Raw genomic sequence first — 18,141 nt, 5'->3', positions numbered from 1 at the left:
ATGTCCTTCAGCTGTCCCCTTTGCCACGCCCCCCTGACGCATTCAGATAAAAGCTATACCTGTCCGCAGGGGCATCAGTTTGATATGGCAAAAGAAGGCTACGTGAATCTTCTGCCGGTGCAGCATAAGCGCTCCCGCGATCCAGGCGACAGTGCAGAGATGATGCAGGCGCGTCGTGCGTTTCTGGATGCCGGGCACTATCTGCCGCTGCGGGAGACCGTCGCGCAGATGCTGAATGACATCCTGCCGGGTTCAGCCACCGCCATGCTCGATATCGGCTGCGGGGAAGGGTACTACACCGCACGGTTTGCCGGGATCGCACGCGAGAAGGGCGCGTTGACATTCGGTCTGGACGTGTCGAAAGTGGCCATTCGCGCGGCGGCAAAGCGTTACGCGGACGTGACGTTCTGCGTGGCATCCAGCCACCGGCTGCCGTTTGACGATGCCAGCATGGATGCGGTTATCCGCATTTACGCGCCCTGCAAGGCGGAAGAGCTGGCTCGCGTGGTGAAACCGGGCGGATGGGTCGTCACCGTGACGCCGGGCCCGCGTCATCTGATGGAGCTGAAAGGCCTGATCTACGACGAGGTGCGACTGCATGCCCCTCATTCTGAACAGCTGGCCGGTTTTACCCTGAAGCAGGAGCAAACCGTAGCGTATGAAATGACGCTGAAAGGGGAAGAAGCAACCGCGCTGCTGCAGATGACGCCGTTCGCGTGGCGGGCAAAACCGGAAGTGTGGGAAGCGTTAGCTCTACAATCAATATTTAACTGCCAGACGGATTTCAGTATCCACGTCTGGCAGCGCGAAGATTAACCGGCGAAGTGTGCCCAGAGGATCTGGGCACCAATGCCAATCAGCACAATTCCTCCCAGGATCTCGGCGCGTTTACCCAGCAGCGGGCCGATAAACCGTCCGACCATCATGCCCAGCGTGGACATGATCAGCGTTGCGCAGCCGATGGCCAGCGCGGTGGCGATAATATTGACCTGCAGGAATGCCAGACCGACGCCGACGGCCATCGCATCAAGGCTGGTGGCAATCGCCGTGGTGACCAGCAGCCAGAACCCGTGGCGGTGCTGCGGCTCCTCGTCTTCATCATCACTGCCGCGAAAACCTTCTATCACCATTCGGCCACCGAGAAACACCAGCAGTACGAAGGCAATCCAGTGGTTCCACTCCAGCACGAACTGGCTGGCGAGCATGCCAAGTCCCCAACCGATAAGCGGCGTCAGCGTTTCGATAGCGCCAAAAATGAGGCCGGTACGCAGGGCTTCTGAGAACTTAGGTTTGTGGAGCGTGGCACCTTTTCCGATGGAAGCCGCAAAAGCGTCCATGGACATGCCAAAAGCGAGGAGGATCGTAGCGGAGATATTCATAACAGCGTCCAGACCGGGGATATCCATATGACACATCACTGCCCCCAGTAAACAGCAGTTGATGTATCTATGGTCTCGCCTGATCGCGCCGCACATAAGATGTGCTGTCAGCGATCCGTACGCGCCACGTTTTTCAACGAGTATGTTGACACGTACATTTCCTGCGAACAGGAAATCGGCTACTCCCCAACGACGGGCGCAACCTTAACATATTTTGAGAATATAAAACAACAACGAAGAGGCATTATTTAAAATGCTTGGTGATAACGATTTTCATTTGTCTTTAAGCGTGAAAATATCGTTAACAAATAGAGAACAAATTAACGAAGGGGATATAGCTTCGGCTATATTTCTTGCGCAAGATAAACACAGAATATAGCCATTGCTATATATTTAACTCATTGAGTTTTAACAAGTAACTTGTATATTTTTTCCAGGTCGTCAATATTCTTCACCCGAATAAGCAGGCGGCGTTGTTCTAATTGCATCACCAGCACGCCGTCTTCGGATAAATTCATCTCTTTAATACGGTTATATTCTATCCACACATTGGCGAAGAAAAATCCGCGGGATTTAAAAATGATTTTCGGCGTGCGGATCCAGAACAGATAAACCGCCATTAATGCCAGCGCACATAATAACCATGTGGTTAATATTGCACCATGGCTGGTGACGTTATTGTAAATAAGAATAACGATGAGACCCGCGAAGATAAACGCATCCACGCGCCCGCGTCGCAGAAGGGGAAGGGAGAGCAGCGTCTCGCCGTGACGGCGCGGCATGATGAACTCGTCATAGATCGCGTAAGCCAGAAGGGCAGCAATAAATAGAACCAGTACGATGTCCGTGACAGTCATTCATCCTCCAGATAAAAAAAACCGGGGGCAAGCCCCCGGCCAATAGCGTTGAAACTTAGAGACCCAGCAGGCCGACAGCGTAGCCCGCGATACCGATGATGAAGAAGCCAACGATAATCCACAGCGGGTTCACTTTCTTACGCAGCAGCCACATGCAGGCGAAGGTTAACAGCAGCGGCACCAGGCCCGGCATCAGCTGATCCAGAATCGTCTGCACGGTGGTGACGCGGGTCTGACCATCCTGACCGGTGATGGTTGATACCACCAGCGGGATGTTCACGTGCGTCCACTTGTTAACCAGCGCCCCCATGACAAACAGGCCGAGGATTGACGCCCCCTCAGTCAGTTTTTGCAGGAAGCCGCCGCCCATGTCCTTAACGATGTCCACCCCTTTACGGTAGCCGTAGGCCACACCGTAGTAACGGGTCAGCAGGCGCACGGCGTTGAACAGGATGAAGAACAGCAGCGGGCCAAGCAGGCTGCCGCTCATCGCGATACCGGCACCCAGCGCCGCGAAGACCGGACGCACGGTACCCCAGAAGATTGGGTCACCGACGCCGGCCAGCGGGCCCATCAGGCCGACTTTGATACCGTTGATGGCACCGTCGTCAATCTCTGCGCCGTTCGCACGCTGTTCTTCCATCGCCAGCGTTACGCCCAGAACCGGAGCCGCAACGTAAGGATGAGTGTTAAAGAATTCCAGGTGACGCTTGATCGCCTGACGGCGCGCTTCGTTGTTTTCCGGATACAGGCGTTTGATCGCCGGAACCATGGAGAAGCAGAAGCCGAGCGCCTGCATACGTTCGAAGTTCCATGAACCCTGAAACAGGTTAGAACGGATGAACACGCCACGAATATCACCCGGAGTGAGTTTTTTCTCGGTGGTAGTTTTTGTCATATCAACCATTTCGCTCACCTGTTAGTCCAGTTCGTTATCGAGATCGTTGTTACCAGCAGCCTGCGCTGGGGCACCCGCGACGCGGTTATATTTCGGGCTGAGCTGGATGTAGAGAATAGCCATTACCGCACCAATAACACCCAGTGCAACCAGGTTGAAGTTGGTGAAGGCAGCGGTCACGAAGCCGAGGTAGAAGAACGGCATCAGGTAGCCTGCCCGCATCATGTTGATGACCATCGCATAACCGACGACCACGATCATACCGCCCGCGATATTCAGACCGCCGGTGACCACTTCAGGAATGGCGTTCAGCATGCTCTGCACTTCGCTGGTACCGACAGAGATCGCCACGATAACCGCCGGGATCGCGATACGCATCGCCTGCAGGAACAGGGATGAAACGTGGATCCACGACAGTGCCGTGAGGTTGCCGTTTTCGGCCGCCTTATCCGCCGCGTGCTGGAAGGCAACGGTGATAGTACGAACGATGATAGTCAGCACCTGGCCTGCGGCTGCCAGCGGGATCGCCAGGGCGATACCGGCACCAATACTCTGGTGACCAGCAATAACCAGAACGGTCGAAATGATAGAGGCCAGCGCGGCATCGGGCGCAACCGCCGCGCCGATGTTCATCCAGCCCAGGGCGATCATTTCCAGGGTACCACCGATGATGATACCGGTTTTCATGTCACCCAGAACGGCCCCAATCAGCGTACAGGCCACCAGAGGGCGGTGGAACTGAAATTCATCAAGTACGGATTCCATACCCGCAATACATGCGACGACGAACACCAGCACAATCTGAAGAGTGGTAATCTCCATTGCACTTCTCCTATTACATAAACTTTATATGAGAACCGGCGCGGGCTTATTTCCCAACTTTGCCGATCAAATCCATCATTTTCAGTTTTTGATCCGTAGAAACCTTACGGGCTTCCAGTTCAATACCGCGCGCATTCAGCTTGTTGAATGCCTCGATATCTTTCGCATCGACTGAAATGGCGTTGTTGACCTGCGTTTTGCCCTGACGGAATGCCATACCACCGATGTTCACGGAGGTGATTTTCACGCCGCCTTCAACAATGCGCTCAACGTCTGTCGGGTTAGTGAACAGGAGCATTACGCGTTCACCCGCGTATTTCGGGTTGTTGTAAACGCGGATCATCTTGGCGACATCCACGACGTGCGCGGTAACGCCAGGAGGAGCAACCTGAGTCAGAAGGGTTTTACGTACGGTATCGGCGGCAACTTCGTCGCTGACCACAATAATGCGTCGAACGTTGGTCTCTTTGGTCCAGCGCGTCGCGACCTGGCCGTGGATTAAGCGGTCATCAATACGCGCCAGGCCGATGACCATGTAATCGTTCGGGCCCATCGGTTTTGCCGGTGTAGCCGCTTTTGGTGCCGCTGCGGGAGCAGGGGCAGGTTTTTCAACCGGCTGCGCCTTCAGGGCTTTTACCCCTTCGCGACCGGTTTCAACGGCCAGCGCCACCAGCTCATCAAACGCCGGATTGTCGTCGCGCGCCATGAAGGTTTCCACCAGCATGGGAATATTAACCCCGGCGACAACTTCATAGTGCTCTTTATCGACGACAATGCGGCTGGCGGCATTGAACGGGCTGCCGCCCCATGTATCAACGAGAAACAGCACGCCTTTGCTGGTATCCAGCTTCGCGAGTTGAGCGTTGTACTTCTCTATCAGCGTCTCGGCGTTTTCACCGGGAACGAAATCGATCCAGCCGACGTTTTCCTGCTCGCCCAACAGCATCTCTGCCGTTTTGAGTAGCTGCTCAGCAGCCCAACCATGTGTGCCTATGACAATAGCAATGGTCACTTGCTACCTCCTTTTATTATCATTAATACGCCTGCCAGGCAGCCGTACTGAGAATCGTATTGGCGAACCGAATCGATTCAGATAAGGGTTAGAGTTCAAAAAAACTAAGACTTCCGCGAATTATTTTAGATAGTGAAAAAATAATTTATGTGATGAAGATCCGTAATTTAGCCACGCGTGACAGATTTATCTGTAGCGTAAAGCCGCTGTGTTACAGAACTTTGCAAAGGAACGTAAATCTTTGCTAAAAACACAGTGTCTCTGATATGTTTAGCCTCCGTTTAATCGTTCAGGAGTATAGGGTTACAGCCCACTATATGGACCGTCACCGACGTCAGTCATCTGCCAGGCCATTTCGCGCCTTATTCACCGGCGATCCTCGCCACGTATCAACTCTGTTTGCCTCTGTTTTGCCCACGATGAGTGGGGCACCGTTTCGTCATTCCTTTAGCAGGAGCTTGTCATGGAATTCTTAATGGACCCGTCAATCTGGGTGGGATTGCTCACGCTGGTGGTGCTGGAGATTGTTCTCGGCATTGATAACCTGGTGTTTATCGCCATCCTTGCGGACAAACTGCCGCCAAAACAGCGTGATAAAGCGCGTCTGATTGGTCTCTCGCTGGCGCTGGTTATGCGACTGGGGCTGCTCTCCGTCATCTCCTGGATGGTCACGCTGACCAAACCACTATTCTCCATCATGAACTACACCTTCTCCGGGCGTGATTTAATCATGCTGATTGGGGGGATATTCCTGCTTTTCAAAGCGACGACGGAGCTACACGAGCGGCTGGAAAACCGTCAGCACGATGACGGGCACGGTAAAGGCTATGCCAGCTTCTGGGTGGTGGTGCTGCAGATCGTGGTGCTTGATGCGGTCTTCTCGCTGGATGCGGTGATCACGGCGGTCGGCATGGTGAATCATCTGCCGGTAATGATGGCGGCTGTCGTTATTGCGATGGCGGTCATGCTGCTGGCCTCGAAGCCGCTGACGCGCTTCGTTAACCAGCATCCAACGGTGGTCGTGCTGTGTCTGAGCTTCCTGCTGATGATTGGTCTGAGCCTGGTGGCGGAAGGTTTTGGCTTCCATATTCCGAAAGGCTACCTGTACGCCGCGATTGGCTTCTCGATTCTGATCGAGCTGTTCAACCAGATTGCGCGCCGTAACTTTATCAAGCAGCAGTCGAATCAGCCGCTGCGCGCCCGTACCGCAGACGCGATACTGCGCCTGATGGGCGGTCGTCGTCAGGTGAACGTCCAGTCTGATTCCGAAAACCATAACCCGGTTCCGGTCCCGGAAGGGGCGTTTGTGGAACAAGAGCGCTACATGATTAACGGCGTGCTCTCCCTGGCCTCCCGTTCGCTGCGCGGCATCATGACGCCACGCGGGGAAATCAGCTGGGTTGATGCAAACCTGAGCGTCGATGAAATTCGCCAGCAGCTGCTCTCTTCTCCGCACAGCCTGTTCCCGGTGTGTCGCGGTGAGCTGGATGAGATAATCGGCGTGGTGCGGGCAAAAGAGATGCTGGTGGCCCTGGAAGAGGGCGTCAACGTGGAAGCCGTTGCCGCCGCGTCGCCTGCGATTGTCGTGCCGGAAACGCTGGATCCTATCAACCTGCTCGGGGTGCTGCGCCGCGCTCGCGGTAGCTTTGTTATCGTCACCAACGAGTTTGGCGTGGTGCAGGGGCTGGTTACGCCGCTGGACGTGCTGGAAGCGATTGCCGGTGAATTCCCGGATGCCGACGAAACGCCAGAGATCGTTGCCGACGGTGAAGGCTGGCTGGTTAAAGGTACCACCGACCTGCACGCGCTCTCGCACACGCTGGGCCTGGAAAACGTCATCAACGATGAAGAAGACATCGCGACCGTTGCCGGTCTGGTTATCGCGGTTAACGGGCAAATCCCGCGCGTCGGAGATGTTATCGAGCTGGCACCGCTGCACATTACGATCGTTGAAGCCAACGACTATCGCGTTGATATGGTTCGCATTGTTAAAGAACAATCAGCCCACGACGAAAATGAGTAGGCCGGCTTAGCGCAGCGGCATTAAGGGCACGATGTGCCCGTTATGATGCGCTGGCGGGGGCGCGCCTCCCGCCAGCCACTTCGGAAAATCCCGTAGCGGCATGGGCCGCGCATAGAAAAACCCCTGCAGGACAGGTACGCCATGGCGGCGCAGGTAGCGCGCCTGCTCCTCCGTTTCGACCCCTTCAGCAACCAGTTCAATATTCAGCCGCTGGCCCAACGCAATAATCATATCCGTCACCGTCGAGTTCACGGCGTCGGTGCCGATGGCGGTGGTAAACGACCGATCGATTTTCAGCACGTCCGGGTGCAGCTTTTCAAGCCAGGAGAGGGAGCTGTTCCCGGTCCCGAAATCGTCGATGGCCAGCTTTACCCCTTTGCGATGCAGTTCGCGAACGATGCGATAATCCGCATCCAGCAGCGCATCCCGTTCCGTAAGTTCTATCACCAGCTGCTGGCGCGGACGGGCGCTGAACCAGAGATGGTTCAGGTCCTGTATCAACGCCGCGTGACGGAAATGGCTGGCGGCGACGTTAATAGCGATGTGAAAACCGGCGCTGGAAGGGAAGTAGCCTATCTGGCGCACCGTTTCGGCGATGACGTAGCGGGTCAGGGGGACAATCTGGTTATGTTCTTCTGCCAGAGGGATAAACACCTCCGGGGAGATCCATCCCTGACGCGGATTATTCCAGCGCAGCAGGATCTCCACGCCGGTGCAGGCCTGGGTACGGGCATTCACCAGCGGCTGACAGAAAAGCTCAAATTCCCGCCCCGCAATCCCCATATCGATCTCCCACGTAAAGCTCATCCGGTTTGCCGTTGCCAGCCAGGCGAGATAACCCAGCAGCAGGCTAAGCATGAGCCCGAGAGGCAGCTGGGCTGGCAGGCTTTTTAAGGCTAATTCTCCAGGGCCTGGCCCGCTAACCGTAATGGTGAAAGGATTTCGGGCTGAAGATTGCTGGAAAAGAGAGCCCTCCTCGTCGAAGGTCAGGCTGTCGCTGACGCGTTGTCCATAGCGCAGAAAGCGATCGCCCACGGTCAGCGCCACGTCATTGATGAGCGGGCGCTGGGGCTCCAGGATCATTTTGGCGATCAGATCGATATTGATGATCTCGATAACGCCAGCTTCACCGTCCTGAGAGACGGGATACCACTGGATCAATATCGGGCTACCCTTAAGCAGCCACTGATCGCTCGATAAAATCAGCTTCGCCGTGCTGGCGGGTAATTCTTTCAGGAAGTCGCGAACGGGCACATTGCGGCTGCCGAAAATACTCGAGCAGTACAGAATACCGTCTTTAATCAGGGCGATGGAGCGTACCGTCTGCAAAATGGCTGCCTGCTTTCGCAGCGCGAGGTGCGCCTGCGGGCAGGGCTGCCCCACCAGGGGCTGCAGCACGCTGCGGCGGTTCTCTAAAGAAAGCAGGACGTTATCAAGGGCGCGAACGGTGTGGCTGGTAAAATCGAGGATCCGCTGTTGGTTAACATTGCGCTGCGAAATAAAGCGAATGCCTAACGTCAGGATGAGCGTGAGGAGCGCAACCGTCACACAGACGATAGCGCGTTTTCGGCGATAGTTTTTAATGATCGTTTGTGCAGTTTGCATGAACGGTCGCCTGATAAGCCACCAGCCACAAAAGCCGGACGCAACAGTAAAAGTGTAGTGGGGAAAGCAGAAGGAGACGAGAAAGAAGAGGGAAATTCGCCCATCCGTTGCAGATGGGCGAAAGGCAGTATTAGTCGCACTGCACCTTAATGGCCAGGCCACCGCGGGACGTCTCGCGGTATTTCGCGTTCATGTCCTTGCCGGTTTCGTACATGGTTTCAATCACCTTATCCAGCGATACGCGAGGTTCGCTGGTACGGCGCATCGCCATCCGTGAGGCGTTGATGGCTTTCACCGAGGCAATCGCGTTACGCTCGATGCACGGCACCTGAACCTGGCCCGCGACCGGGTCACAGGTCAGACCGAGGTTATGTTCCATACCGATTTCCGCCGCCACGCAGACCTGCTCAGGGCTTGCGCCCAGCAGCTCTGCCAGACCGGCCGCCGCCATGGAGCAGGCAACGCCCACTTCACCCTGACAGCCCACTTCCGCACCGGAGATGGAGGCATTCATTTTGTACAGCGCACCAATGGCACCTGCCGCCAGGAAATAGCGGATATAGATGTCCGGCGTTACGGGCTCAATAAAGTGATCGTAGTAGGCCAGCACTGCCGGAACGATACCGCACGCACCGTTGGTTGGCGCCGTCACGACGCGGCCACCGGCGGCGTTCTCTTCGTTAACCGCCAGGGCAAACATGTTTACCCAGTCAACCACGTTCATCGGGTCGTTGGAGAACTTGTCCGTGGTCACCAGCATACGGCGCAGGGCAGAGGCACGACGCGGCACGCGCAGTGGGCCCGGCAGAACGCCTTCGGTGTTCATCCCGCGGTCGATACAGGCGCGCATGGTTTGCCAGACGTTCGCAAAATAGTCTTCAATCTCTTTTTTGCTGTGCAGGGCCAGTTCGTTCTGCATCACCATGCCGGACAGTGAAAGACCGGTCTCTTTGCAGTAGCCCAGCATCTCAGTAGCCGATTTGAACGGGTACGGTACGCTGACGTCGCCGACGCTGTCTTTGCCAAAATGCTCTTCATCCACGATGAAGCCACCGCCGATGGAGTAGTACGTTTTGCTGTAAATCTCTTTTTCACCGCTGTAAGCGTGAATGGTCATGCCGTTTTCGTGCAGCGGCAGGTTGTCGCTGCGAAAACGCATGCCGTCATCCTGCGGGAAATCGACTTCCTGCTGACCGTTTGCCAGCAGCAGGCGGCCGCGTGTTTCCACGTCGCGGATGAATGCCGGGATGGCATCAATATCTACGGTATCCGGCATATTGCCTGCCAGACCCATAATAATGGCGATATCGGTGTGGTGGCCTTTACCCGTTAATGACAGCGAGCCGTAAACATCCACGGCGACACGGGTAACGCTTTCCAGTAATCCTTTTTCGACCAGATCATCGACGAACTGTTTACCGGCCTTCATCGGGCCAACAGTATGGGAAGACGAAGGGCCAATTCCCACTTTGAACATGTCGAATATACTAATCACTTTCACACTCCTGACAGGGTTACCGGGGTTCCAGTAACGATGTTATAACTGCGCATAGTGTAAGAGGGAACACCGACCTCGGCTTAACTATTCACATGAATTAAACTAATGGTTAACGATGGGTTTTGCTAATAGCGCGACGCGGATCGCAAACCTGCGAAAAAGGGTGGAATGTAAAGTATAGTCAAGGTTTCAGGCCGATTTGCAGCGCCAGCTCACGAATGATGCCCGCCGTCATGCCCCAGACAAAATAATGCTGATACCAGGACAACCAGACCCGATGGTCATGCCCGCGACGATGGATATCCAGCGGATGATAACGGCTTAGCCGAAGCGCCTCTTCGAGCGGCATTTCAAACACCGCGGACACTTCATCGACGCTGGCGTGATACTGCAGGCCAGGCGGGATAATGCCCACCACCGGCGTGACCTGAAAACCGGTGACGCTGTCGACGGGCGGCAGCACGCCGATGACCTCCACAGCCTCCGGCGGAATGGCAACCTCTTCCTGCGCTTCCCGCAGCGCGGCGGCAATCAGCGAGGCGTCGGAGCTGTCAACTGCGCCACCCGGAAAGGCGACCTGACCCGCGTGCTTACGTAAATGGGGAGAACGCTGGGTGAGCAGCAGGCCCGGCTGCGCGCGACGCACGACCGGGATCAGCACGGCCGCCTGACGCTGGTTCAGCGCTTCGCGGTTGACCTGCGGTCGTAATAGCTGAAAGCGAGATAAAAAATCGTCCAGCGTCAGGTTCTCTTTTTCCACCCGTGATTACTCCAGTTGTTTCAGGATACGGTTAACTTTATCAAAGGTTTCCTGATATTCCGCATCAACCTGGCTATCGGCAACAATGCCGCCCCCGGCCGAACAGTAAAGATTTCCGTCGCAGGCCGTCAGCGTGCGAATGGTAATGCTGGTATCCATGGTGCCGCACAGACTGATATAGCCAATGCTGCCGCACCAGGCGTTGCGGCGGTGGGGCTCCAGCTCATCAATGATCTCCATTGCCCGCACCTTCGGCGCGCCGGTGATGGAGCCGCCCGGAAACGCGGCGCGGAGCAGATCGCAGGCGGTGCGAGAGGCGGGTAGACGCGCGGTAATGGTACTGACCAGATGATGCACCGCCGGGAAAGGCTCGACGACAAACAGTTCCGGCACGCGCACGCTGCCCGGTTCGGCGACGCGGCCGATGTCGTTACGCATCAGATCGACAATCATCAGGTTCTCGGCGCGGTCTTTCGGCGAGGCGGCAAGTTTTTCCGCCTGCTGGCGATCGGCGTCGGGATCGGCAAGACGCGGCAAGGTGCCTTTAATAGGACGGGTTTGAATCGTGCCCTCGGCCAGATGAATAAATCGCTCGGGTGAAAGACTGAGTATTGCACCCTGTTCCAGACGCACAAACGCGCTAAACGGCGCCTTATTGCTGGCGTTAAGACGGGAAAACGCCTGCCACTCGTCCCCATGATACGTCGCCTGGAAACGCTGGGCGAGGTTAACCTGATAGCAGTCGCCGCTATGCAGGTACGCCTGAACGCGAGCGAATTTTTCGGCATACTCCGCTGCACTCATATTTGAGCGCCAGCCGGAGGTCAATGTGAACGTCTGTGCCGGTGCAGGCTGCTGCGATTCAAGCCACGCCAGACGCGCCTGCACGTCACGATGGCTCAGCAGGGAAACCGTTTTTTTCAGGTGATCGACAATTAACGCCCAGTCGTACAGCCCCACGGCCATGTCGGGCAGGGGAATATCAGCCTGCGCATGCTCGGGCAGCGCTTCGAAACGGCGACCCAGATCGTAGCCAAACAGGCCCAGCGCGCCCCCCTGAAAGGGAAGGTCCGGGTTTGGCGTAGCGGATAGGCCCAGCGCGTTAATGGCTTGCTGAAGCTGCGCCAGCGGATCGCCAGTTAAGGACAGGTCATCGGTTGTCAGCGTCTTTAGCGGATCGGCCACCAGAATGTCGAAGCGGCTGTAGGGGTGGTCCGCATGGCCGGAGTGCAGCAGCATCGCAAACGGAAGATGGCTCAGGCGGGCAAACCAGTATTCAGCGGCGTCTGTCCGCCAGGGCAGGGTAATAACAGTGGGGAAGCGCATGTTCATGTGTGGCATACTACCGGGCAGCGTGAAATAATTAGCGCGAATAATTTAGCAGGAGTTGACGATGTTTGCAGGTTTACCTTCTCTGAGCCATGAACAGCAGCAGAAAGCGGTTGAGCGAATTCAGGAACTGATGTCCCAGGGGATGAGTAGCGGACAGGCGATTACCGTTGTCGCAGAGGAGATTCGCGCCAGTCATTCCGGCGAGCGGATCGTGGCGCGTTTCGAAGATGAAGATGAAGATCCAGAAGAGTAATCGGGCCTACACCGCCGCGATAATCTTAATCTCTACCTTATATTCCGGCTTCATCAGCGTGGCCTGTACGGTACAGCGTACAGGCGCGTGACCCGCCACTACCCATGCATCCCAGGCTTTGTTCATCGCCGCGAAATCCTCTTTGTTTGCCAGGAAAATCGTTGCATCCAGAATGCGGGATTTGTCGCTGCCCTGTTTTTCCAGCACCGCATCAATCTGCGCCAGGGTGTTAGCCGTCTGCTCGAACGCATCCGCGTCCAGGTTAGCCGGTACGCCGGTGTAGTAGAGCGTCTGATTATGGATCACCACATCAGACCAGCGGGCTTCGGCATCAATGCGCACAATTGTCATAAACGTTTCCTCGTTATTTTTCGTCGTCAGGCGGCAAGACTGCCATATTGTTCTCCTGTCGTCACTATTTGGGGTGGCACAGGAGAGGATGGGCTGACATAATCCCTGTGCAAAAATACAGTGAGAGAGCACCGTGGCAGACGATTTTTCCCCTGAAGGTCAATTAGCGCAGGCTATTCCCGGCTTCAAGCCCCGTGAGCCTCAGCGCCAGATGGCGCACGCCGTTGCACGCGCCATCGATAAGGCTCAGCCGCTGGTGGTCGAAGCCGGAACCGGCACGGGTAAAACGTATGCTTACCTTGCTCCAGCGCTGCGCGCGAAGAAGAAGGTGATTATTTCCACCGGTTCGAAGGCGCTGCAGGATCAGCTCTACAGCCGCGATTTGCCCACGGTGGCGAAAGCGCTGAAATATAAGGGGCGTCTGGCCCTGCTGAAGGGGCGCTCTAACTATCTCTGCCTGGAACGTCTTGAGCAGCAGGCGCTGGCGGGCGGCGACCTGCCGGTGCAAACCCTCAGCGACGTTATTATCCTTCGCGCCTGGGCGAACCAGACCGAAGAGGGTGATATCAGCACCTGCGCGAGCGTGCCGGAAGACTCGCCTGCCTGGCCGCTGGTGACCAGCACCAACGACAACTGCCTCGGCAGCGACTGTCCGCTGTATAAAGACTGCTTTGTGGTGAAAGCGCGCAAAACGGCGATGGACGCGGATGTGGTGGTGGTGAACCACCATCTGTTCCTCGCGGATATGGTCGTCAAGGACAGCGGTTTCGGCGAGCTGATCCCGGAGGCGGACGTGATGATCTTCGACGAAGCCCATCAGCTTCCGGACATTGCCAGCCAGTACTTCGGCCAGTCGCTTTCCAGCCGCCAGCTGCAGGATCTGGCGAAAGATTTCACCATCGCTTACCGGACCGAACTCAAAGATACCCAGCAGCTGCAGAAGTGCGCCGACCGTCTGGCGCAAAGCGCGCAGGATTTCCGCTTGCAGCTCGGCGAGCCGGGCTATCGCGGTAACCTGCGCGAGCTTCTGGCGGACAAAAACATCCAGCGCGCGCTGCTGCTGCTCGATGATGCCCTCGAACTCTGCTACGACGTGGCAAAACTGTCCCTCGGCCGCTCCGCGCTGCTGGATGCGGCCTTCGAACGCGCCACGCTGTATCGCGGGCGGCTTAAACGGCTGAAAGAGATTAACCAGCCGGGGTTCAGCTACTGGTATGAGTGCACCTCCCGGCACTTCACGCTGGCGCTCACGCCGCTGACGGTGGCGGATAAATTTAAAGAGGTGATGGCGCAAAAACCGGGAAGCTGGATCTTCACCTCGGCAACCCTGTCGGTGAATGACGATCTGCATCACTTCACGGAACGTCTCGGCATTGAGGATGCGGAATCGCTGCTCCTGCCGAGCCCGTTCGATTACGAAAAACAGGCGCTGCTCTGCGTTCCCCGTAATCTGCCGCTGCCGAACCAGCCGGGTGCGGCGCGCCACCTGGCCGCGATGTTAAAACCGATGATCGAGGCCAACAACGGCCGCTGCTTTATGCTCTGCACCTCTCACGCCATGATGCGCGATCTCGCCGAGCAGTTCCGCGCCACCATGACCTTACCGGTGCTGCTGCAGGGGGAAACCAGCAAAGGCCAGCTGTTACAGCAGTTTGTCAGCGCCGGAAATGCCCTGCTGGTAGCCACCAGCAGCTTCTGGGAAGGGGTGGATGTGCGCGGCGATACGCTCTCGCTGGTGATCATTGATAAGCTGCCGTTTACCTCTCCGGACGATCCGCTGCTGAAGGCGCGCATGGAAGACTGCCGTCTGCGCGGGGGCGATCCGTTTGACGAGGTACAGCTCCCGGACGCGGTGATAACCCTCAAGCAGGGGGTAGGGCGATTAATCCGCGACGTCACCGATCGCGGCGTGCTGGTCATTTGCGATAACCGGCTGGTGATGCGCCCTTACGGCGCCACCTTCCTTGCCAGCCTGCCGCCCGCGCCGCGGACGCGGGACATAAAACGCGCGGTGCGCTTCCTGGCAAACCCAACGGCGGAGTAATTTACCCCGGAGTATGCTAAGATGCGCGCCATTTTGTGACTGACCCTTGCGAGAGCGCGACGACTGATGCGAATTCTGGCTATTGATACCGCGACAGAGGCTTGCTCTGTCGCTCTGTTGAACGACGGTGCTGTTTCTGCTCATTTCGAAGAGTGCCCACGGGAACACACCCAACGCATTCTGCCCCTGGTAAAAGCCATTTTAACCCAGGGCAACACCTCCTTAACCGACCTCGATGCACTGGCCTTTGGCCGCGGCCCCGGCAGCTTTACGGGCGTACGTATCGGGATCGGCATTGCGCAGGGGCTGGCGCTGGGCGCCGAACTGCCGATGATCGGCGTCTCTACCCTCGCCACGATGGCGCAGGGCGCATGGCGCATGACCGGGGCAACGCGCGTGCTGGCCGCGATTGATGCCCGCATGGGCGAAGTTTACTGGGCCGAATACACCCGCGACGAGCAGGGCGTGTGGCACGGCGAAGAGACGGAAGCCGTGCTCAAGCCGGAAGCGGTCACTGAACGACTGCAGCAGCTCTCCGGTGAGTGGGCAACCGTCGGCACCGGCTGGCAGGCGTGGCCTGACATGGCAAACGACACCGGTGTGACGCTGGTGGACGGCAACATGCTGCTGCCGGCTGCGGAAGATATGCTTCCGATTGCCTGCCAGCTGCTCGCAGCAGGAAAAACCGTTGCCGTTGAACACGCGGAGCCGGTTTATTTGCGAAACACCGTCGCGTGGAAGAAACTTCCGGGCCGCGAGTGAATCTCAGTAACAGGAACTGAGAAAAAGGAGTCGCATCATGGCGGTTCAGACTAAAGTAGTACGCCTTATTATGGCAGGCGCGGTTGCCATAGCACTGAGCGGATGCGTTTCCGTTCCTGATGCGATTAAGGGCAGCAGCCCGACGCCACAGCAGGATCTGGTGCGAGTGATGAATGCGCCTGAGCTTTACGTCGGCCAGGAAGCGCGCTTTGGCGGTAAGGTCATCGACGTACAAAACCAGCAGGGGAAAACCCGTCTGGAGATCGCGACCGTTCCGCTGGACAGCGGCGCGCGGCCGGTACTGGGTGAGGCCTCCCGCGGGCGTATCTATGCGGACGTCAGCGGTTTCCTCGATCCGGTCGATTTTCGCGGGCAGCTGGTGACCGTCGTCGGGCCGATTACCGGCGCCGTGCAGGGCAAAATCGGCAGCACGCCGTATAAATTTATGACCATGCAGGTCAACGGGTATAAACGCTGGCGGCTGGCACAGCAGGTGATCATGCCGCCTCAGCCGATGGATCCGTGGATGTGGGGTCCACATCCTTATCGTTACGGCTACCCGGGCTGGGGCTGGTATAACCCGGGCCCTGCACAGGTTCAGACGATCGTTACTGAGTAACTTACTGTTATTGTTAGAAAAGAGACAGCGGCTCAGCCGCTGTCTCTGTTTTTTTACGGATAAAACGAAAAAAAAGAGTGACGCGCTTCGCAACCTTAAATGTGAACAATTAATAAACTGGTACGCTGAGTTAATATAATGTTAACAAACTGTTTATTATTGGGGTTGTGATGACGACGAACACTCATTTCAGAGGTGATGCATTGAAGAAGGTTTGGCTTAACCGTTATCCCGCAGATGTTCCTGCTGAGATCAATCCTGACCGTTATCAATCCCTGGTGGAATTATTTGAGCACTCGGTAAGGCGCTACGCGGACCAGCCCGCATTCGTGAATATGGGCGAGGTCATGACGTTCCGTAAGCTTGAGGAGCGTAGCCGCGCGTTTGCGGCGTATCTGCAGGAAGGGCTGGGGCTGCAAAAAGGGGACCGCGTCGCGCTGATGATGCCGAACCTGCTGCAATACCCGGTGGCGCTGTTCGGTATCCTGCGAGCCGGGATGATTGTCGTCAACGTCAACCCCCTGTACACCCCGCGCGAGCTGGAGCATCAGCTGAACGACAGCGGCGCGGCCGCGATTGTCATTGTGTCCAACTTCGCCCATACGCTGGAAAAAGTGGTCGACAAAACCCAGGTTAAACACGTCATCCTGACGCGCATGGGGGATCAGCTCTCCACCGCCAAAGGCACGCTGGTTAACTTTGTCGTCAAATACGTCAAGCGCCTGGTGCCAAAATACCACCTGCCGGACGCCATCTCCTTCCGCCGCGCGCTGCATGCGGGCTACCGTATGCAGTATGTTAAACCCGAAGTGGTCGCGGAAGATCTTGCGTTTCTGCAATACACGGGCGGGACTACCGGCGTCGCCAAAGGGGCCATGCTTACCCACCGCAATATGCTGGCAAACCTTGAACAGGTGAACGCCACCTACGGGCCGCTGCTGCATCCGGGCAAAGAGGTGGTGATCACCGCGCTTCCGCTGTATCACATCTTTGCGCTGACCATGAACTGCCTGCTGTTTATTGAACTGGGTGGTCAGAACATCCTCATCACCAACCCGCGCGATATCCCGGGCCTGGTGAAAGAGCTGGCGAAATATCCGTTCACCGCCATGACCGGGGTTAATACCCTGTTTAACGCGCTGCTTAATAACAAAGAGTTCCAGCAGCTGGATTTCTCCACGCTGCACCTCTCTGCGGGCGGCGGCATGCCGGTTCAGCAGGCGGTCGCCGAGCGCTGGGTGAAGCTCACCGGCCAGTATTTGCTGGAAGGCTATGGGCTGACGGAATGTGCTCCGCTGGTCAGCGTGAACCCACACGATATCGACTATCACAGTGGAAGCATTGGTCTGCCGGTTCCTTCGACAGAGGCCAAACTGGTCGATGATAACGATAACGAAGTCGCGCCGGGCGAGCCGGGTGAGCTTTGCGTCAGAGGTCCGCAGGTGATGCTGGGTTACTGGCAGCGTCCCGATGCGACCGACGAAATCATCAAAGACGGCTGGCTGCACACCGGTGACATCGCGGTGATGGATGAGGAAGGCTTCCTGCGCATCGTCGATCGCAAGAAAGATATGATTCTGGTCTCCGGCTTCAACGTCTATCCGAATGAAATCGAAGACGTTGTCATGCAGCACAGCGGCGTACTCGAAGTGGCGGCTGTCGGCGTCCCTTCCGGCAGCAGCGGTGAAGCGGTGAAGATATTTGTGGTCAAGAAAGATCCTTCCCTGACGGAGGAGGCGCTGGTAACGTTCTGCCGTCGCCAGCTGACGGGCTATAAAGTGCCGAAGCTGGTTGAATTCCGCGATGAGCTGCCGAAATCCAACGTCGGAAAGATATTACGACGAGAATTACGTGACGAAGCCCGTGGCAAAGTAGACAATAAGGCCTGAGCTTCACGCTAATCGCCCAGACGCCGGTTAAGCCGGC

General features: G+C 56.8%; 18 protein-coding genes and 1 riboswitch. Of the genes, 8 read left to right on the top strand and 10 right to left on the bottom strand.

The window, feature by feature from the left end; genetic code table 11:
- Complete coding sequence (gene rlmA / locus SPG90_RS08885) at nt 1-816, top strand: 23S rRNA (guanine(745)-N(1))-methyltransferase (protein WP_126303777.1); 816 nt, start codon at nt 1-3, stop codon at nt 814-816.
- Here rlmA and mntP read toward each other — a convergent pair.
- The 5 genes from mntP to manX form a co-directional block, all read right to left on the bottom strand.
- Nucleotides 813-1,379, bottom strand: a complete 567-nt coding sequence (gene mntP, locus SPG90_RS08880; RefSeq protein ID WP_126303775.1) for a manganese efflux pump MntP — start codon at nt 1,377-1,379, stop codon at nt 813-815. The two genes, rlmA and mntP, sit on opposite strands and share 4 nt — an antisense overlap.
- 10 nt (nt 1,380-1,389) lie before the next feature.
- A riboswitch (yybP-ykoY riboswitch) is annotated at nt 1,390-1,579 on the bottom strand.
- A 198-nt stretch (nt 1,580-1,777) separates the two neighbouring features.
- Nucleotides 1,778-2,236 (bottom strand): DUF986 family protein, encoded by a 459-nt coding sequence (locus SPG90_RS08875; RefSeq protein WP_045404374.1) that lies wholly within the window; start codon nt 2,234-2,236, stop codon nt 1,778-1,780.
- 55 nt (nt 2,237-2,291) lie between these two features.
- On the bottom strand, nt 2,292-3,143 hold the full coding sequence (locus SPG90_RS08870; RefSeq protein WP_028018668.1) for a PTS mannose transporter subunit IID: 852 nt from the start codon (nt 3,141-3,143) through the stop codon (nt 2,292-2,294).
- A gap of 12 nt (nt 3,144-3,155) precedes the next feature.
- A complete protein-coding gene (manY, locus tag SPG90_RS08865; protein ID WP_008500490.1) occupies nt 3,156-3,956 on the bottom strand; it encodes a PTS mannose transporter subunit IIC in 801 nt (266 codons plus the stop codon).
- Between the two features lie 46 nt (nt 3,957-4,002).
- A complete protein-coding gene (manX, locus tag SPG90_RS08860; protein WP_045404371.1) occupies nt 4,003-4,968 on the bottom strand; it encodes a PTS mannose transporter subunit IIAB in 966 nt (321 codons plus the stop codon).
- 266 nt (nt 4,969-5,234) lie between these two features.
- Here manX and SPG90_RS22370 point away from each other — a divergent pair, with 266 nt between their 5' ends.
- Complete coding sequence (locus SPG90_RS22370) at nt 5,235-5,444, top strand: protein YoaL (RefSeq protein WP_416178197.1); 210 nt, start codon at nt 5,235-5,237, stop codon at nt 5,442-5,444.
- Nucleotides 5,432-6,991: a CNNM family cation transport protein YoaE gene (gene yoaE / locus SPG90_RS08855; protein ID WP_126303773.1), complete on the top strand. Its 1,560-nt coding sequence runs from the start codon at nt 5,432-5,434 to the stop codon at nt 6,989-6,991. The genes SPG90_RS22370 and yoaE overlap by 13 nt, the downstream gene beginning before the upstream one ends.
- Before the next feature lie 6 nt (nt 6,992-6,997).
- Here yoaE and SPG90_RS08850 read toward each other — a convergent pair whose 3' ends face one another.
- From SPG90_RS08850 to pabB, 4 genes are all read right to left on the bottom strand, one after another.
- The gene (locus SPG90_RS08850) at nt 6,998-8,596 is read right to left on the bottom strand and encodes a cyclic diguanylate phosphodiesterase (RefSeq protein WP_126303771.1); all 1,599 of its coding nucleotides are present in this window, start codon (nt 8,594-8,596) and stop codon (nt 6,998-7,000) included.
- Between the two features lie 130 nt (nt 8,597-8,726).
- The gene (gene sdaA / locus SPG90_RS08845; protein WP_023312197.1) at nt 8,727-10,091 is read right to left on the bottom strand and encodes an L-serine ammonia-lyase; all 1,365 of its coding nucleotides are present in this window, start codon (nt 10,089-10,091) and stop codon (nt 8,727-8,729) included.
- Between the two features lie 184 nt (nt 10,092-10,275).
- Entirely contained in the window at nt 10,276-10,854 is a 579-nt protein-coding gene (locus tag SPG90_RS08840) for a CoA pyrophosphatase (RefSeq protein WP_023312196.1), read from the bottom strand.
- A 6-nt stretch (nt 10,855-10,860) separates the two neighbouring features.
- Nucleotides 10,861-12,186, bottom strand: coding sequence for an aminodeoxychorismate synthase component 1 (gene pabB / locus SPG90_RS08835; protein WP_126303768.1), 1,326 nt, complete (start codon nt 12,184-12,186; stop codon nt 10,861-10,863).
- A gap of 61 nt (nt 12,187-12,247) precedes the next feature.
- On the opposite strand from pabB, the gene SPG90_RS08830 reads away from it, so the two are divergent.
- Nucleotides 12,248-12,439, top strand: a complete 192-nt coding sequence (locus SPG90_RS08830; protein WP_033145823.1) for a YoaH family protein — start codon at nt 12,248-12,250, stop codon at nt 12,437-12,439.
- A gap of 6 nt (nt 12,440-12,445) precedes the next feature.
- Here the strand turns inward: SPG90_RS08830 and SPG90_RS08825 are convergent, their stop codons facing one another.
- A complete protein-coding gene (locus SPG90_RS08825) occupies nt 12,446-12,790 on the bottom strand; it encodes a RidA family protein (RefSeq protein ID WP_023312193.1) in 345 nt (114 codons plus the stop codon).
- A 133-nt stretch (nt 12,791-12,923) separates the two neighbouring features.
- Here SPG90_RS08825 and SPG90_RS08820 point away from each other — a divergent pair, with 133 nt between their 5' ends.
- The 4 genes from SPG90_RS08820 (at nt 12,924) to fadD (ending at nt 18,104) form a co-directional block, all read left to right on the top strand.
- Nucleotides 12,924-14,834, top strand: a complete 1,911-nt coding sequence (locus SPG90_RS08820; RefSeq protein ID WP_039263631.1) for an ATP-dependent DNA helicase — start codon at nt 12,924-12,926, stop codon at nt 14,832-14,834.
- Between the two features lie 66 nt (nt 14,835-14,900).
- Entirely contained in the window at nt 14,901-15,596 is a 696-nt protein-coding gene (gene tsaB / locus SPG90_RS08815) for a tRNA (adenosine(37)-N6)-threonylcarbamoyltransferase complex dimerization subunit type 1 TsaB (RefSeq protein ID WP_045404354.1), read from the top strand.
- A 37-nt stretch (nt 15,597-15,633) separates the two neighbouring features.
- The gene (locus SPG90_RS08810) at nt 15,634-16,215 is read left to right on the top strand and encodes a Slp family lipoprotein (protein ID WP_032658483.1); all 582 of its coding nucleotides are present in this window, start codon (nt 15,634-15,636) and stop codon (nt 16,213-16,215) included.
- Between the two features lie 203 nt (nt 16,216-16,418).
- Entirely contained in the window at nt 16,419-18,104 is a 1,686-nt protein-coding gene (gene fadD / locus SPG90_RS08805) for a long-chain-fatty-acid--CoA ligase FadD (RefSeq protein WP_075204798.1), read from the top strand.
- Nucleotides 18,105-18,141: the final 37 nt, after the last annotated feature.

The sequence above is a fragment of the Enterobacter sp. D2 genome, from assembly GCF_034427575.1.
GTDB classification, from domain to species: domain Bacteria; phylum Pseudomonadota; class Gammaproteobacteria; order Enterobacterales; family Enterobacteriaceae; genus Enterobacter; species Enterobacter cloacae_M.
The sequence above is the reverse complement of the archived record's forward strand: the minus strand, read 5'-3'. Positions and strand labels throughout refer to the sequence as shown.

Bases quoted from the DNA above. Each gene is read 5' to 3' on its own strand.
- rlmA (WP_126303777.1), top strand. From the start codon at position 1: ATGTCCTTCAGCTGTCCCCTTTGCCACGCCCCCCTGACGCATTCAGAT.
- mntP (WP_126303775.1), bottom strand. From the start codon at position 1,379: ATGAATATCTCCGCTACGATCCTCCTCGCTTTTGGCATGTCCATGGAC.
- SPG90_RS08875 (WP_045404374.1), bottom strand. From the start codon at position 2,236: ATGACTGTCACGGACATCGTACTGGTTCTATTTATTGCTGCCCTTCTG.
- SPG90_RS08870 (WP_028018668.1), bottom strand. From the start codon at position 3,143: ATGGTTGATATGACAAAAACTACCACCGAGAAAAAACTCACTCCGGGT.
- manY (WP_008500490.1), bottom strand. From the start codon at position 3,956: ATGGAGATTACCACTCTTCAGATTGTGCTGGTGTTCGTCGTCGCATGT.
- SPG90_RS22370 (WP_416178197.1), top strand. From the start codon at position 5,235: ATGTTTAGCCTCCGTTTAATCGTTCAGGAGTATAGGGTTACAGCCCAC.
- yoaE (WP_126303773.1), top strand. From the start codon at position 5,432: ATGGAATTCTTAATGGACCCGTCAATCTGGGTGGGATTGCTCACGCTG.
- SPG90_RS08850 (WP_126303771.1), bottom strand. From the start codon at position 8,596: ATGCAAACTGCACAAACGATCATTAAAAACTATCGCCGAAAACGCGCT.
- pabB (WP_126303768.1), bottom strand. From the start codon at position 12,186: ATGAACATGCGCTTCCCCACTGTTATTACCCTGCCCTGGCGGACAGAC.
- SPG90_RS08830 (WP_033145823.1), top strand. From the start codon at position 12,248: ATGTTTGCAGGTTTACCTTCTCTGAGCCATGAACAGCAGCAGAAAGCG.
- SPG90_RS08825 (WP_023312193.1), bottom strand. From the start codon at position 12,790: ATGACAATTGTGCGCATTGATGCCGAAGCCCGCTGGTCTGATGTGGTG.
- tsaB (WP_045404354.1), top strand. From the start codon at position 14,901: ATGCGAATTCTGGCTATTGATACCGCGACAGAGGCTTGCTCTGTCGCT.
- SPG90_RS08810 (WP_032658483.1), top strand. From the start codon at position 15,634: ATGGCGGTTCAGACTAAAGTAGTACGCCTTATTATGGCAGGCGCGGTT.